The organism is Leclercia pneumoniae (assembly GCF_017348915.1).
Lineage (GTDB): Bacteria > Pseudomonadota > Gammaproteobacteria > Enterobacterales > Enterobacteriaceae > Enterobacter > Enterobacter pneumoniae.
In genome coordinates this window covers 3,431,669-3,446,190 of the sequence record NZ_CP071383.1, presented here as the reverse complement: position 1 = coordinate 3,446,190, position 14,522 = coordinate 3,431,669, and the positions used below count along the sequence as shown (strand labels likewise).

The following is a 14,522-nucleotide window of genomic DNA, read 5'->3' as shown; positions in this document are numbered from 1 at the left end:
GCCCCTCCCGCGGGAGAGGGCTCAGGTGAGATCGGCCATCAGCACTTTGGAACGGCGCTGATAGTTATACATCTCTTTTTTGCTCTCAGGCAGAGAGTCAATATCCACCGGCGTGAAGCCACGCTCCTGGAACCAGTGAATGCTGCGGGTAGTGAGGACGAAGAGTTTATTCAGCCCAATTTGCCGCGCCTGGGCGGCAACACGCTCCAGCAACACTTCACCGCGTGACGAACTGCGGTAATCCGGATGCACGGCCACACAGGCCATCTCACCGATCTTCTCTTCCGGGAAGGGATAGAGAGCTGCACAGGCGATAGTCAGGTTGTCGCGCTGAATAATGGTGAACTTGTCGATCTCCATCTCCAGCTGTTCGCGGGAACGACGCACCAGAATCCCCTGCTGCTCCAGCGGGCGGATCAGCTCCAGAATTCCGCCGATGTCGTTGATGGTGGCGCGGCGTATCTGCTCGGCGCTCTCCATGACGATCTGCGTACCAATGCCGTCGCGCGAGAAGAGCTCCTGCAACAGCGCGCCATCTTCCTGATAGCTAATCAAATGGCTGCGACGCACCCCGCTGCGGCAGGCTTTTACCGCCCCCCGCAAGAAGCGCACGGTGCCAGAGTGGTAATCGCCCTGGGCTTCGAGAGACTCTACGCGGGCCTGCGCTTCGTTAGGGAACAGCTCAGAGACAATATCCCCCAGCTCGTTGGTCACGCCCTGCGATGAGCAGAAACCAATCATCTTCTCGGCTTTCAGCTTGATAGCCAGCTGCGTGGCAATCTCTTCCGAGGTGAGGTTGAAGCTTTCGCCGGTGACGGAGACGGCGACCGGCCCCGTCAGTACGATGGCACCGCCGTCCAACTGACGATGGATCGCCTCTTCGTCGATGCGCCGTATACGGCCGCTATGGCAGTAATCCACCCCGTCATCCACGCCGAGTGGCTGGGCGATAATAAAATTGCCGCTCACCACGTTGATATGTGCCCCCTGCAGAGGGGTATTGTTCAGGCTCATTGAGAGACGTGCGGTGATATCCAGCTGCAGCAGGCCCGCCGCCTGCTTAACCAGTTCCAGCGTTTTGGCATCGGTAACGCGGGTATGTTTATGGTAGATAGGTTCGTGGTGATGAGAGGCCAGATTGGCGTCGATCTGCGGCCGGGCGCCATAAACCACAACCAGGCGAATACCCAGACTGTGCAGCAGGCCGATGTCGTTGACGATACTGGAAAAGTTTTCGTGTTCAATGGCTTCGCCGCCGAGCAGCACGACAAAGGTTTTCCCACGATGGGTGTTGATATAGGGAACAGAATGGCGGAATCCCTGGACCAGTTCGATTCTACGCTCCTTCACCACGGCACAACCCTCAATGAATTTTTATTCGTAATTAATGTATTTTTATTCGATCGTGGCCGCGAGCGCAAGCCTAAATTTTGGCTGATACGAAGAAATAGCTATATAAGCAAGGCATTAACTAAGGATTGTTTACCCTTTAATAGATGACAGTTTATGCGTCATTCGTTAAAGTTTTCGGTCAATTTGGACGTTTTGTGTATAAATACGATTTCTTTGCTCGGGAGAAGCATGTCGGGATCCAAGTCAGCTTTAAGCCGCCGCCGTCTGTTACAAGGGGCCGGGGCCATGTGGTTACTCAGTGTGAGTCAGGTTGGGCTTGCTGCTGTCACGCAGGTCGTGGCTGTACGCGTCTGGCCATCCTCAACCTATACCCGCGTCACGGTAGAATCGAACCGGGTGATGAAATATAAGCAGTTTGCCCTGAGCAACCCTGAGCGCGTTGCAGTGGATCTTGAAGGTGTCAATCTTAACTCCGTCCTGAAGGGGATGAGCGCGCAGATCCGCGGCGATGATCCTTACATCAAGTCTGCGCGGGTAGGGCAGTTTGATCCGCATACCGTGCGCATGGTGTTTGAACTGAAACAAAACGTGAAGCCGCAGCTGTTTGCGCTGGCGCCGGTCGCGGGTTTCAAAGAGCGTATGGTGATGGATCTTTATCCGGCCAATGCCACAGACATTCAGGATCCGCTGCTGGCCCTGCTGGAAGATTACAACAAAGGCGATCTTGACCGGCAGGTTCCTCCGGCCCAGAGTGGCCCGCAGCCAGGAAAAGCCGGGCGCGATCGCCCGATAGTGATCATGCTCGATCCGGGGCATGGTGGAGAAGACTCCGGCGCGGTAGGCAAATATCATACGCGCGAAAAAGATGTGGTACTGCAGATCGCCCGTCGCCTGAAGGCATTGATCGATCGGGAAGGCAATATGCGCGCCTATATGACGCGCAACGAAGATGTCTTTATCCCGCTGAAGGTGCGCGTGGCCAAAGCGCAGAAGCAGCGTGCGGATCTCTTTGTTTCGATTCATGCGGATGCCTTTACCAGCCGTCAGCCGAGCGGGTCCTCCGTCTTTGCGCTCTCAACAAAAGGGGCCACCAGTACCGCAGCACGCTATCTCGCCGATACGCAGAACGCCTCGGATTTGATTGGCGGCGTGAGCAAAAGCGGCGACCGCTACGTCGACCACACGATGTTTGATATGGTGCAATCGCTCACTATCACCGACAGCCTTAAATTTGGTAAAGCGGTGCTGGGTAAACTTGGCGGCATCAACAAACTGCATAAGAACAGCGTTGAACAGGCCGGCTTTGCCGTGCTGAAAGCACCGGATATTCCGTCGATTCTGGTCGAGACGGCTTTTATTAGTAACGTTCAAGAAGAGCGTAAGCTTAAGACCGCTAAATTCCAGCAGGAAGTGGCCGAGTCGATTCTGGCCGGGATTAAAGCTTACTTTTCTGATGGCGCGACGCTGGCCAGAAGAGGGTAGTGGAGACACGCCGGGTTCACGCCCGGCCGATTCACAAATCGCAGATACAAAAAAACACCCAGATGGGTGTTTAATGTTTTCGAAGTATTGGTTGCGGGGGCCGGATTTGAACCGACGACCTTCGGGTTATGAGCCCGACGAGCTACCAGGCTGCTCCACCCCGCGTCACCGTACTGCTTCTATTTTTATTAAATTTTGATTGGTTGCGGGGGCCGGATTTGAACCGACGACCTTCGGGTTATGAGCCCGACGAGCTACCGGGCTGCTCCACCCCGCGTCACCGTACTGCTTCTATTTTTATTAAATTTTGATTGGTTGCGGGGGCCGGATTTGAACCGACGACCTTCGGGTTATGAGCCCGACGAGCTACCAGGCTGCTCCACCCCGCGTCACCGTACTACTTGTACTTCATCAAATTTTAATTGGTTGCGGGGGCCGGATTTGAACCGACGACCTTCGGGTTATGAGCCCGACGAGCTACCAGGCTGCTCCACCCCGCGTCCGTGGATGCGCACTATACTCTGCTGACTCATTGTTGCAACCCTTTTTAAGTAAAAATACCCTAATAGTATGTAAATTGAACGAATTAGATACAATAAGGCGATTTTTTGCGCGAAATTTGCCCTTGGGCATGTAATCGCATTTCAATCACTGTAGCGGTTTGTTATCTTCATTTCGCAGAAACGGGCAACTAAAAGACGAGATATAATGAAAGGACGTTGGGCGAAGTATCTGATGACGGGCGCAATGGTAGCGATTCTTGCGGCCTGCTCCTCCAAACCGACCGATCGCGGTCAGCAATATAAAGACGGGAAATTTACCCAGCCTTTCTCCTTAGTGAACCAGCCCGATGCCGTCGGGGCGCCAATTAACGGTGGTGACTTTGCTGAGCAGGTAAGCCAGATCCGTACCGCCTCTCCGCGCCTGTATGGCTCACAGAATGCCGTTTATAACGCGATTCAGGAGTGGTTACGCGCCGGGGGAGATACCCGCATGCTGCGTCAGTACGGTATTGATGCCTGGCAGATGGAAGGGGCCGATAACTATGGCAACGTCCAGTTTACCGGCTACTACACGCCGGTAGTGCAAGCGCGTCATACCCGCCAGGGTGAGTTCCAGTATCCTATCTACCGTATGCCACCGAAGCGTGGCCGCCTGCCGTCCCGCGCCGAGATCTATGCGGGGGCGCTGAGTGACAACTATATCCTCGCCTACAGCAACTCGCTGATGGATAACTTCATTATGGATGTGCAGGGCAGTGGCTATATCGATTTCGGTGATGGCAGCCCGCTTAACTTCTTTAGCTATTCAGGTAAAAACGGCCATGCCTATCGCAGCATTGGCAAAGTCCTGATCGACCGCGGTGAAGTCAAACGCGAAGATATGTCGATGCAGGCTATCCGTGAGTGGGGCGAGAAGCACAGCGAAAGCGAAGTCCGTGAACTGCTGGAGCAGAACCCTTCCTTCGTCTTCTTTAAACCGCAAAACTTTGCGCCAGTGAAAGGGGCAAGCGCGGTGCCGCTGATTGGCCGCGCGTCCGTCGCCTCTGACCGTACGGTGATCCCGCAAGGCACCACGCTGTTAGCAGAGGTACCGACGCTGGATAATAACGGTAAGTTCTCCGGTCAGTACGAACTGCGCCTGATGGTCGCTCTCGACGTAGGTGGTGCCATTAAGGGTCAGCACTTCGATATCTATCAGGGGATTGGCCCGGATGCGGGTCACCGCGCGGGCTGGTATAACCACTATGGCCGCGTCTGGGTGCTGAAAACGGCGCCGGGCGCGGGTGGCAGCGTCTTTAGCGGCTAAATGTGGTACATTAACGTCATGCTTTCTGCTCTCTGACGGGGGCCGGGGTGAGGGATAACTCTCACCCCTTTTTACATCTGAGGTCATATGTCTGTGGTAATCAGCGACGCCTGGCGCCAGCGTTTTGGCGGCACAGCGCGTCTTTACGGTGAAAATGCCCTGCAACTCTTTGCCGGGGCGCATGTTTGCGTAGTCGGGATTGGCGGCGTCGGCTCCTGGGCGGCGGAAGCGCTGGCACGAACCGGTATCGGTGCCATTACGCTTATTGATATGGATGATGTCTGCGTCACCAATACCAACCGGCAGATCCATGCCCTGCGCGACAGCGTGGGCCTGGCCAAATCTGAAGTCATGGCGGATCGTATTCGCCAGATCAACCCTGAGTGCCGGGTAACGGTGATCGATGATTTCGTGACGGCGGATAACGTGGCGCAGTATATGAGTGCCGGTTATAGCTATGTGATCGATGCTATTGATAGTGTGCGCCCGAAAGCGGCGCTGATTGCTTACTGCCGGCGGTATAAGGTGCCGTTGGTCACCACGGGGGGAGCTGGCGGGCAAATTGATCCGACCCAGATTCAGGTGAGCGATCTGGCAAAAACCATTCAGGATCCGTTGGCGGCAAAATTACGCGAGCGGCTGAAAAGCGATTTCAACGTGGTCAAAAACAGCAAAGGTAAACTGGGGGTGGACTGCGTCTTCTCGACGGAAGCGCTGGTTTATCCGCAGGCCGATGGCACCGTCTGCGCAATGAAGAGCACGGCAGAAGGGCCAAAACGGATGGATTGTGCCTCCGGCTTTGGTGCAGCCACCATGGTGACTGCCTCCTTTGGCTTTGTGGCGGTCTCTCACGCCCTGAAGAAAATGATGGCGAAGGCGAACCGTCAGGCCTGACGCGCAGCCTCCAGCACCGCTTCACTCAGCGCATTCAGCCCCTGGCTACGGGATGCGCTGAGCTGAGCGCGTAACCCCAGCTCATCGAACAGCGTGAGCGGGTCGCGGGCCAGCAGCTGCGCTGCGCTTTTGCCTTCGACAGCCGTGAGCAGCACGGCCAGCAGTCCCCGCACAATACGCCCTTCACTGTCGCCCATAAAATGCAGCTTATCACCTACCCGGGTGACACCCAGCCAGACGCGGTTTTCACAACCGGGGATCTCTCTGGCCTGTGCTTTGAGTTCATCGGAAAGCGCTGGCAGCTGTTTGCCAAGCAGGATGAGCTGGCGATATTTATCTTCCCACTGATTAAGTGGAGCGAAGGTCTCTTTTAACGTCTCTTCTGTGATGACGGTGCCGAACGGGTGTCCGGCCAGGGTAGGGCTTGTCATTAATCCACCAGTAGTGCAAGTGCGCGATCCACGGCGGCGACCAGCGCCTCGACATCGCTTTGGGTATTGTAAGGGGCAAAGGACGCGCGCAGGGTGCCGCTTACGCCCAGGGCTGTCAGCAGCGGCTGGGCGCAGTGCTGCCCGGCACGCAGGGCGATACCTGACTGGGCAAGCAACGTAACCATATCGCTATGATGAACGCCTGCAAAATCAAAGGCCAGCAGGCTGGAGTCCTGAACACGGAACGAACGGAAGCCCGGACGCGTTTTCAATGCCTCTACAGCCAGCGTCGCCAGCCCACGGCTCCAGCTTTCGGCCTGCGCCACGTCAATGTCTGCAAGCCACTCCAGGGCGGCGCTCAGGCCTATCACCCCCGCGACGTTCGGCGTACCCGCCTCCAGGCGATAAGGCACCGGCTGTGTTTTGAATCCGTCAAAACTGACTTCAGTTATCATCTTTCCGCCGCCCAACCAGGGCGACATCTGCTCCAGCAACTCCGCCTTTCCGTAAAGGACGCCGATGCCGGTAGGACCATACAGCTTGTGGCCTGAGAAAGCGTAAAAATCAATATCCAGCGCCTGTACATCCGCCGGGAAGTGCACCACTCCCTGAGCGCCGTCCACCATCACCACCATATTATGGGCGTGAGCCATGGTTATCGCCTGGGCGAGATCGGGGCAGCCCCCCGTGACGTTCGACATCTGCCCGAGAGCGAGGATCCGGCTTTGTGGGGTAATCAACGCCTCCAGACGCGCAACATCGGGCAACAGGTCGGCGCCCAGCGGCAGTTTCACGACTTTGGCGCCGGTCTGCTCTGCCACTATCAACCACGGGACAAGATTGGCGTGATGCTCAGCTTCACTGACAATGATCTCGTCACCCGGCTGCAGACGCGGGCGAGCAAAGCTTTGGGCCACCATGTTTATCGCTTCGGTGGTGCCGCGGGTCCAGACAATGTTTTTGCCGCTTTCGGCATGGATCAGCCGCGCCACCTGTTCGCGAGCCGCTTCATAGCGCGCGGTCAGGCGCTGGGCTTCTGCAAACTGGCTACGATGCACATTGCCCGCGCTCAGGCTGTAAAACTGGTTTGTGGCTTCGATAACCGCCGTTGGCTTAAGGGCGGTAGCGGCGCTATCAAGGTAGACGCCGGCATCAGCCAGCGCCGGAAACTGGGCGCGAAAGTGGGCAGGACTGAAAGCGTTCATGGGACTCCTCATGGTCATCGCTAGATCGTCGCGCAAAATTCCCGGCAGAGCAAGGAGGTTGATCTCTATCGGAATTGTCTGTTTATCCTGGCATCCTGCGTGAAGCACGTTATGCTGAATAGTGTTAGGTGAGTGTCTGAGCCTGTCATAAAACGAGCTATGAATAGCATTAATTGCTGAAGGAGAAGAATTATGAAAAAGACTGCCGCGATCATCTCTGCCTGTATGTTTACTTTTGCCCTGAGCGCCTGTTCTGGTAACAACTATGTGATGCATACCAACGATGGTCGTTCCATCGTGTCTGAAGGGAAGCCGCAGACCGATAACGATACCGGTATGATTTCCTATAAGGATGCCAACGGGAATAAGCAGCAGATCAACCGCTCTGATGTAAAAGAGATGGTAGAGCTGAACAAGTAAGGGAATAGCAGATAAAAAAAAGCACCGCAATTAGGCGGTGCTACATTAATCACTATGGACAGACAGGGTAAATGTACAGGAAGTGAAAAATTGGTAGCGTTGCTACCGTGGTCTGAATCGCAGACCAATTGCAAACACAACAACACAACATCACAACCGTAAGCCAAAAGCCCCTCAGAACACGCATTCCGAAAAAGCTCTTCGTTCCGGCTCAGGAAGTGCCGCCACTATAGGTATTTGCTGGTAGTTCCTCAACGGACAAATTATAATGGCTCAGATAAAAAAAACTAATAGGTTAACTATTGTTTCCTGTTTGTTAAAAGCCTTTAACATCTAAGCCATAAAGCCATGTCAAAGCGATTACCACCACTGAACGCATTACGTGTTTTTGATGCTGCTGCCCGCCATTTGAGTTTCACTCGCGCGGCAGATGAGCTATTTGTGACACAGGCCGCAGTAAGTCATCAAATCAAGTCTCTTGAGGACTTTCTGGGGCTTAAGCTGTTCCGTCGACGCAACCGTTCTCTCTTATTAACGGAAGAGGGACAGAGCTATTTTCAGGATATCAAAGAGATTTTTTCACAGCTGACGGAGGCGACCCGCAAACTGCAAGCGCGCAGTGCAAAAGGGGCCCTGACGGTCAGTTTATTGCCCAGTTTTGCCATCCAGTGGCTGGTGCCGAGGCTCACAAGCTTTAACTCAGCTTATCCGGGAATCGACGTTCGAATCCAGGCGGTAGACCGTCAGGAAGATAAGCTCGCGGATGATGTCGACGTGGCGATTTTTTATGGTCGCGGTAACTGGCCGGGCTTGCGTGTCGAAAAATTATACGCAGAATATCTGCTGCCGGTCTGCTCACCGCTATTATTAACGGGTGAAAAGGCGCTGAAAACACCTGCCGACCTGGCGAAACATACCCTTTTGCATGATGCTTCTCGCCGCGACTGGCAAACTTATACCCGCCAGTTGGGCCTGAACCATATCAATGTGCAGCAGGGGCCCATCTTCAGCCACAGCGCGATGGTGTTACAGGCTGCTATTCACGGGCAGGGCGTGGCGTTGGCGAACAACGTGATGGCGCAGTCCGAAATTGAGGCAGGCCGCCTGGTCTGTCCATTTAATGATGTTCTGGTCAGTAAAAATGCGTTTTATCTGGTTTGTCATGACAGTCAGGCAGAACTGGGTAAAATAGCCGCCTTCCGGCAATGGATACTGGCGAAAGCGGCCAGTGAGCAAGAGAAATTCCGCTTTCGTTATGAGCAATAAATGATTTCGCGTGCCTGCACGCATGACTTTGGGATAGGAACATGACCAGCCGTTTCATGCTAATTTTCGCCGCAATAAGTGGCTTTATTTTCGTTGCGCTGGGCGCCTTCGGTGCGCATGTATTAAGTAAATCGTTGGGTGCTGTCGAGATGGGCTGGCTCCAGACCGGCCTTGAGTATCAGGCGTTTCATACCCTGGCGATATTCGGTTTAGCGGTTGCCATGCAGCGCCGTATTAGCATCTGGTTCTACTGGAGCAGCGTTTTCCTCGCGCTCGGTACCGTATTGTTCAGCGGCAGCCTTTACTGCCTGGCGCTGTCACATTTACGCCTCTGGGCGTTTGTTACCCCTGTCGGCGGCGTCTGCTTCCTGGTGGGGTGGTTTTTAATGTTGATTGGTTCTATCCGTCTGAAACGCAAGGGCGTTGTTCATGAATAAAGTTGTTTTATATTGTCGCCCGGGCTTTGAGAAAGAGTGCGCTGCGGAAATCACCGATAAAGCCGCTAAGCGCGAGGTATTTGGTTTTGCCCGCGTCAAAGAGGACTCGGGTTATGTGGTATTCGAGTGCTATCAGCCGGATGACGCAGAAAAACTGGTGCACGAGCTGCCGTTTAGCTCCCTGATTTTTGCCCGCCAGATGTTTGTGGCAGGCGAGCTGCTCAAAGATCTCCCGCCTGAAGATCGTATTACGCCTATCGTCGGTATGCTGCAGGGTGTCGTTGAGAAGGGGGGCGATCTGCGCGTTGAAGTCGCCGATACCAACGAAAGCAAAGAGTTGATGAAGTTCTGCCGCAAATTCACCGTACCGCTGCGTGCAGCTCTGCGTGAAGCAGGCGTACTGACCAACTACGAGACGCCAAAACGTCCTGTTGTGCATATCTTTTTCATTGCGCCGGGCTGCTGCTACGCAGGCTATTCGCTCACCACCAATAACTCACCGTTCTATATGGGGATCCCGCGCCTGAAGTTCCCGTCTGACGCGCCGAGCCGCTCCACGCTGAAGCTTGAAGAGGCGTTTCATGTCTTTATTCCGGCTGATGAGTGGGACGAACGCCTGGCTAATGGCATGCACGCGGTGGATCTGGGGGCTTGCCCTGGTGGCTGGACCTATCAGCTGGTGAAGCGCAACATGTGGGTTGCCTCCGTTGATAACGGCCCGATGGCGCAGAGCCTGATGGATACCGGGCAGGTGACCTGGCTGCGTGAGGATGGCTTCCGCTATCGCCCGACCCGCAATAACATCACCTGGATGGTATGCGATATGGTGGAAAAACCGGCGAAAGTGGCTGCGCTGATGGCTTCCTGGCTGGTAAATGGCTGGTGTCGTGAAACCATTTTCAACCTCAAGCTGCCAATGAAGAAGCGCTACGAAGAGGTGTCGCAGAACCTGGCTTATATTCAGGAGCAGATGGATGCTAACGGTATTAACGTGGTGATCCAGGCGCGTCAGTTGTATCACGATCGCGAAGAGGTGACGGTACATGTTCGTCGCTGGTGGGCTGCGGTCGGTGGACGCCGCGACGAGCGATAGTGCACTGAAATCCCCTCATCTCCTGGGGCGAGGGGGAAAAGTCTGCGCGGTCTGATTCCCTCTCCCCCGGGAGAGGGCCAGGTTGAAGGGAATTACCGCGTTAACCGCAACTGCTGTAAATTCCCGTCGAGCTGTAAATCCGTCTGTAATCTCGCCACGTCCCGACAGATAAACGCCATCTCTTTATGCTCCACCAGTTTCTTACGCCACTTTTCAGGCACCTCATCCAGCCGGTCATAGATACCTTCCAGAGAGTGAAAGTCGTTCAAGAGCTGGGCTGCGCTTTTCGGCCCGATACCGGCCACGCCGGGCACCTTTGAACTGCTAATGCCTGCCAGCCCCCAGTAGTCGGGGAGTTGCTCAGGGGTCACGCCAAATTCACTGGCGATAAAGGGGGCATCCAGCCAGCGTTTCTGAAAGTAATCACGAATGCGGATGGTGGGGGAGAGCAACTGGCAGTAGCCTTTGTCGGTAGAGACGATAGTGGCCTGGTGTCCGGCGCTGGCTACTTTGACTGCCAGCGTAGCAGCGAGATCGTCGGCTTCGTTGCCCTGGGCCCCCCAGCAGGGAACGCCATGCTGTTCAAATGCCGTACGCAGGGCTGGCATTTCGCTGTGCAGGTCGTCGGGCATAGGAGCGCGTCCGGCTTTGTAGTCGGGCAGACGCTGATGTCGCCAGCCGGTATTGCGTGCTTCGTCGTCAAACACCGCCACCACATGCGTGGGCTCGCTGTGGCGGATTAACTGCTCCAGCGCGTGGACGCAGGTATCCTTACAGGGCGTACCCTGTACCGCATGGATACGGCGAATCAGGTTAAGCGCGTCGACAATAAGCAAATGAACAGCCACAGATAATCTCCTTCCATCTTGTGAATAAAGGGTATCACTGTCGGCAGAATGAAACTACGCGCGGTGGGTGAAACGGGAAAGCGCCTCGCAAAAACGAGGCGCTAAAGGTTAGTCGCAGGCAACGATTTTCATCGCCAGGCCGCCGCGGGAGGTTTCGCGGTATTTGGCGTTCATGTCTTTTCCGGTCTCGAACATGGTTTCGATGACCTTATCGAGGCAGACGCGCGGCTCGCTGGTGCGGCGCAGGGCCATACGCGCAGCGTTAACCGCTTTTACCGAGGCAATCGCGTTACGCTCAATGCAGGGGACTTGTACCTGTCCGGCAACCGGGTCGCAGGTAAGGCCAAGGTTGTGTTCCATACCGATTTCCGCCGCAATACAGACTTGCGCCGGGCTACCGCCGAGCAACTCAGCCAGACCTGCTGCAGCCATCGAGCAGGCCACGCCAACCTCACCCTGACAGCCCACTTCGGCGCCGGAGATAGACGCATTCATCTTATAGAGCGAACCAATCGCGCTGGTCACCAGCATATAGCGTGCCAGTGAGTTAGCGTTCACTTCGCGGATGAATTTGTCGTAGTAAGCCAGTACTGCCGGCACGATCCCGCATGCGCCATTGGTCGGTGCCGTTACCACACGTCCACCAGCGGCGTTCTCTTCGTTCACGGCCAGCGCAAACATATTGATCCAGTCCACAACCGCCATCGGGTCTGTGGTGGTCTTATCGGCGCTGACCAGCATGCGGCGCAGCGCGGCGGCACGACGTGGAACGCGCAGCTTACCCGGTAATACGCCTTCGGTCGTAATTCCGCGCTCGATCCCACCACGCATCACTTCCCAGACGTTCGCAAAGTGCTGTTCCAGCTCTTCTTTGCTGTGCAGCGCCAGCTCGTTTTTCATCATCAGGCCAGAGAGCGACAGACCGCTCTCCTGACAATGGCGTTGCAGATCGGCTGCCGATTTGTACGGGTAAGGCACCGCCACAGTGTCGTTGCTGCTTTGCCCGAAGTGTTCTTCGTCGACGATAAAACCGCCGCCGATAGAGTAATAGGTTTTGCTGTGCAGGACTTTATCGCCAGCTAACGCGGTAATACGCATGCCATTTTCATGCAGCGACAGGTTATCCGCATGGAAATTCATGCAGTGGTCAACCGGGAACTCAACCTCATGTTCGCCGTTCGCCAGCAGCAGACGACCGTGGGTATTCACGTCCTGGATAAAGCTCGGGATCGCATCAATATCGACGGTATCCGGCAGGTTACCCGCCAGCCCCATGATAATGGCGATATCCGTATGGTGACCTTTTCCGGTTAAGGAGAGGGAGCCATAGACATCCACGACTACGCGGGTGGTGTCATGGAGAATGCCGTGTGAAATCAGATCGTCCGTGAATTGTTTACCGGCTTTCATTGGGCCAACAGTATGAGAGCTGGAGGGACCAATACCGATTTTGAAAATATCGAATACGCTAATCATGATGCGTCCGTTGCTTTCAGTCTGAAGAGGAGAGAGTGCGCCGCCCGAGGACGGCGCGAAAGGAATTAAGCGAACAGCGAGTAGAAGATAGCGGAGATGGCAATCAGGCCCATAATCACAACGAATACGTTGCTGATATGGCCGCTGTATTTACGCATCGCAGGCACTTTCTGAATCGCATACATCGGCATCAGGAACAGAATCATCGCGATAACCGGGCCGCCCAGGGTTTCAATCATCCCCAGGATGCTTGGGTTCAGGGTTGCAACTGCCCAGGTGGTCAGCAGCATAAACAGCGCAGTGATTTTGTTCAGCTTGTTGATTTCAATGCTCTTGCCTTTACCGCGCAGAGATTTAATCACCATACCGTTGAAGCCTTCACGTGCGCCCAGGTAGTGGCCCAGGAAGGATTTAGTGATTGCGATAATGGCGATAATTGGCGCCATCCAGGCAATCAGCGGTGCGTTAAAGTGGTTCGCCAGGTAAGAGAGAATAGAGATGTTCTGCTCTTTCGCCGCAGCCAGATCCGCCGGAGAGAGGCTCAGTACGCAGCTGAAGACGAAGAACATAACGGTCAGCACCATCATGATGTGCGCACGTGCCAGAATACTGGAGCATTTCTTCTCTGCTTTATCGCCGTACTCTTCACGCTTCGCTACTGCGAAGGAGGAGATGATCGGCGAGTGGTTGAAGGAGAAGACCATCACAGGGATTGCCAGCCACAGGGTCAACAGCAGGCCGTTGCCGGTTGCGGAAGCGCTGCTCAGAGACAGGGTTTCCAGCGCTGCACCGTTCCACTGTGGGATCAGGTAGCAAGCCAGCAGCATCAGCGCCGCAACGAACGGGAAGACCAGCACGCTCATCGCTTTCACGATCATTTGCTCGCCGAAACGGACGATAGTCATCATGCCCACGATAAGGATCAGCGACAGAATGGCGCGCGGTGGCGGGGTCATCTGCAGCTGGTGCGTCATGAAGCTTTCAACCGTGTTGGTGATTGCCACGCTGTATACCAACAGAATCGGGTAAATCGCGAAGAAGTAGAGCAGGGTAATCAGTTTACCTGCGCCAACGCCGAAGTGCTCTTCAACCACTTCCGTAATGTCTTCACCCGGGTTTTTACCGGACAGGACGAAACGGGTCAGACCGCGGTGGGCAAAGTAGGTCATCGGGAAAGCGATGATCGCCATGATGATCAGCGGGATCAGACCGCCTACGCCTGCGTTGATTGGAAGGAACAGTACACCAGCGCCGATTGCTGTGCCGTACAGGCCAAGCATCCACATGGTATCCGTTTTGCGCCAGCCACTTCGGGAATCAATCGAAGCAACGGTGCTGGTTTGAGTAGTTTCCATCTGTATCTCCTGGAGGAAGCGAATTGTCAGGTTTTTTAGTCGAATCCGATAAAAAAGTGCCCAACGGTAATATGAAATTCGTTTAGTGACGGTTTTTATATAATTTTTGCCCGTAACTATTGGCGGGCGGAAAGATACATTTTCGTTATGAATCCTTCAGTGATCTTGATCCCAATTGCAATAATCCACTTTTGAGATGCATATCTTTAGACCATTTATCTGCTAAAAAAACTTCAAAGCGAATTTACGGGCGCGAAGGCTACCATTAACGACATACAGGCTGAAAGCGTTACCAGAGAGATAGGTGGCTTACGCTGTAAAGATGGTGATTTTCAGGATATTCCAGCAAATAACCTTGATTAGTGGTGATATTTTCCGGTTACACATTCCAGGTAAACGTTTGCGCGCGCAGCAGAATGCGAAAAACTATAAGTTTGAGGAATGATAAGGGCG

General features: G+C 54.6%; 13 protein-coding genes and 4 tRNA genes. 7 read left to right on the top strand and 10 right to left on the bottom strand.

The window, feature by feature from the left end:
- Window positions 1-21: 21 nt before the first annotated feature.
- On the bottom strand, window positions 22-1,353 hold the full coding sequence (argA, locus tag JZ655_RS16705; RefSeq protein ID WP_040074213.1) for an amino-acid N-acetyltransferase: 1,332 nt from the start codon (window positions 1,351-1,353) through the stop codon (window positions 22-24).
- A 228-nt stretch (window positions 1,354-1,581) separates the two neighbouring features.
- Between argA and amiC the strand changes: the two genes are divergently transcribed.
- On the top strand, window positions 1,582-2,835 hold the full coding sequence (gene amiC / locus JZ655_RS16700; RefSeq protein ID WP_207292336.1) for an N-acetylmuramoyl-L-alanine amidase AmiC: 1,254 nt from the start codon (window positions 1,582-1,584) through the stop codon (window positions 2,833-2,835).
- Between the two features lie 88 nt (window positions 2,836-2,923).
- On the opposite strand, the gene JZ655_RS16695 is transcribed toward amiC, so the two are convergent.
- The 4 genes from JZ655_RS16695 to JZ655_RS16680 all read right to left on the bottom strand — a co-directional run bounded on the left by JZ655_RS16695 (window position 2,924) and on the right by JZ655_RS16680 (window position 3,335).
- Window positions 2,924-3,000: transfer RNA gene (locus JZ655_RS16695), tRNA-Met, on the bottom strand.
- Between the two features lie 35 nt (window positions 3,001-3,035).
- Window positions 3,036-3,112 (bottom strand) — tRNA-Met (locus tag JZ655_RS16690).
- 35 nt (window positions 3,113-3,147) lie between these two features.
- Window positions 3,148-3,224: transfer RNA gene (locus JZ655_RS16685), tRNA-Met, on the bottom strand.
- Window positions 3,225-3,258: 34 nt separating this feature from the next.
- A tRNA-Met gene (locus JZ655_RS16680) sits at window positions 3,259-3,335 on the bottom strand.
- Between the two features lie 208 nt (window positions 3,336-3,543).
- Between JZ655_RS16680 and mltA the strand changes: the two genes are divergently transcribed.
- Window positions 3,544-4,644: a murein transglycosylase A gene (gene mltA, locus JZ655_RS16675; protein WP_207292335.1), complete on the top strand. Its 1,101-nt coding sequence runs from the start codon at window positions 3,544-3,546 to the stop codon at window positions 4,642-4,644.
- A gap of 87 nt (window positions 4,645-4,731) precedes the next feature.
- Complete coding sequence (gene tcdA / locus JZ655_RS16670; protein ID WP_207292334.1) at window positions 4,732-5,538, top strand: tRNA cyclic N6-threonylcarbamoyladenosine(37) synthase TcdA; 807 nt, start codon at window positions 4,732-4,734, stop codon at window positions 5,536-5,538.
- Here the strand turns inward: tcdA and csdE are convergent.
- Window positions 5,529-5,969, bottom strand: a complete 441-nt coding sequence (gene csdE, locus JZ655_RS16665) for a cysteine desulfurase sulfur acceptor subunit CsdE (protein ID WP_046887076.1) — start codon at window positions 5,967-5,969, stop codon at window positions 5,529-5,531. The genes tcdA and csdE overlap by 10 nt on opposite strands.
- Complete coding sequence (gene csdA / locus JZ655_RS16660) at window positions 5,969-7,174, bottom strand: cysteine desulfurase CsdA (RefSeq protein WP_207292333.1); 1,206 nt, start codon at window positions 7,172-7,174, stop codon at window positions 5,969-5,971. Before csdA ends, csdE begins: the two co-directional genes overlap by 1 nt.
- A gap of 192 nt (window positions 7,175-7,366) precedes the next feature.
- Here csdA and JZ655_RS16655 point away from each other — a divergent pair, with 192 nt between their 5' ends.
- From JZ655_RS16655 to rlmM, 4 genes are all read left to right on the top strand, one after another.
- Window positions 7,367-7,594: a YgdI/YgdR family lipoprotein gene (locus tag JZ655_RS16655; protein WP_040074221.1), complete on the top strand. Its 228-nt coding sequence runs from the start codon at window positions 7,367-7,369 to the stop codon at window positions 7,592-7,594.
- A 348-nt stretch (window positions 7,595-7,942) separates the two neighbouring features.
- A complete protein-coding gene (gene gcvA / locus JZ655_RS16650; protein WP_040074222.1) occupies window positions 7,943-8,860 on the top strand; it encodes a glycine cleavage system transcriptional regulator GcvA in 918 nt (305 codons plus the stop codon).
- Window positions 8,861-8,901: 41 nt separating this feature from the next.
- A complete protein-coding gene (locus tag JZ655_RS16645) occupies window positions 8,902-9,297 on the top strand; it encodes a DUF423 domain-containing protein (RefSeq protein WP_040074224.1) in 396 nt (131 codons plus the stop codon).
- Window positions 9,290-10,390 (top strand): 23S rRNA (cytidine(2498)-2'-O)-methyltransferase RlmM, encoded by a 1,101-nt coding sequence (gene rlmM / locus JZ655_RS16640; RefSeq protein ID WP_207292332.1) that lies wholly within the window; start codon window positions 9,290-9,292, stop codon window positions 10,388-10,390. The genes JZ655_RS16645 and rlmM overlap by 8 nt, the downstream gene beginning before the upstream one ends.
- Before the next feature lie 92 nt (window positions 10,391-10,482).
- Here the strand turns inward: rlmM and xni are convergent, their stop codons facing one another.
- The 3 genes from xni to JZ655_RS16625 form a co-directional block, all read right to left on the bottom strand.
- The gene (gene xni / locus JZ655_RS16635) at window positions 10,483-11,238 is read right to left on the bottom strand and encodes a flap endonuclease Xni (protein WP_207292331.1); all 756 of its coding nucleotides are present in this window, start codon (window positions 11,236-11,238) and stop codon (window positions 10,483-10,485) included.
- Between the two features lie 108 nt (window positions 11,239-11,346).
- On the bottom strand, window positions 11,347-12,714 hold the full coding sequence (locus tag JZ655_RS16630) for an L-serine ammonia-lyase (protein ID WP_040074228.1): 1,368 nt from the start codon (window positions 12,712-12,714) through the stop codon (window positions 11,347-11,349).
- A 65-nt stretch (window positions 12,715-12,779) separates the two neighbouring features.
- Window positions 12,780-14,069 (bottom strand): HAAAP family serine/threonine permease, encoded by a 1,290-nt coding sequence (locus JZ655_RS16625; RefSeq protein WP_046887072.1) that lies wholly within the window; start codon window positions 14,067-14,069, stop codon window positions 12,780-12,782.
- Window positions 14,070-14,522: the final 453 nt, after the last annotated feature.

What these genes read in the sequence shown, in the direction of transcription:
- JZ655_RS16655 (WP_040074221.1), top strand. Translation starts at nt 7,367, where the DNA reads ATGAAAAAGACTGCCGCGATCATCTCTGCCTGTATGTTTACTTTTGCC.
- JZ655_RS16630 (WP_040074228.1), bottom strand. Translation starts at nt 12,714, where the DNA reads ATGATTAGCGTATTCGATATTTTCAAAATCGGTATTGGTCCCTCCAGC.
- JZ655_RS16645 (WP_040074224.1), top strand. Translation starts at nt 8,902, where the DNA reads ATGACCAGCCGTTTCATGCTAATTTTCGCCGCAATAAGTGGCTTTATT.
- mltA (WP_207292335.1), top strand. Translation starts at nt 3,544, where the DNA reads ATGAAAGGACGTTGGGCGAAGTATCTGATGACGGGCGCAATGGTAGCG.
- JZ655_RS16625 (WP_046887072.1), bottom strand. Translation starts at nt 14,069, where the DNA reads ATGGAAACTACTCAAACCAGCACCGTTGCTTCGATTGATTCCCGAAGT.
- rlmM (WP_207292332.1), top strand. Translation starts at nt 9,290, where the DNA reads ATGAATAAAGTTGTTTTATATTGTCGCCCGGGCTTTGAGAAAGAGTGC.
- tcdA (WP_207292334.1), top strand. Translation starts at nt 4,732, where the DNA reads ATGTCTGTGGTAATCAGCGACGCCTGGCGCCAGCGTTTTGGCGGCACA.
- gcvA (WP_040074222.1), top strand. Translation starts at nt 7,943, where the DNA reads ATGTCAAAGCGATTACCACCACTGAACGCATTACGTGTTTTTGATGCT.
- csdA (WP_207292333.1), bottom strand. Translation starts at nt 7,174, where the DNA reads ATGAACGCTTTCAGTCCTGCCCACTTTCGCGCCCAGTTTCCGGCGCTG.
- amiC (WP_207292336.1), top strand. Translation starts at nt 1,582, where the DNA reads ATGTCGGGATCCAAGTCAGCTTTAAGCCGCCGCCGTCTGTTACAAGGG.
- csdE (WP_046887076.1), bottom strand. Translation starts at nt 5,969, where the DNA reads ATGACAAGCCCTACCCTGGCCGGACACCCGTTCGGCACCGTCATCACA.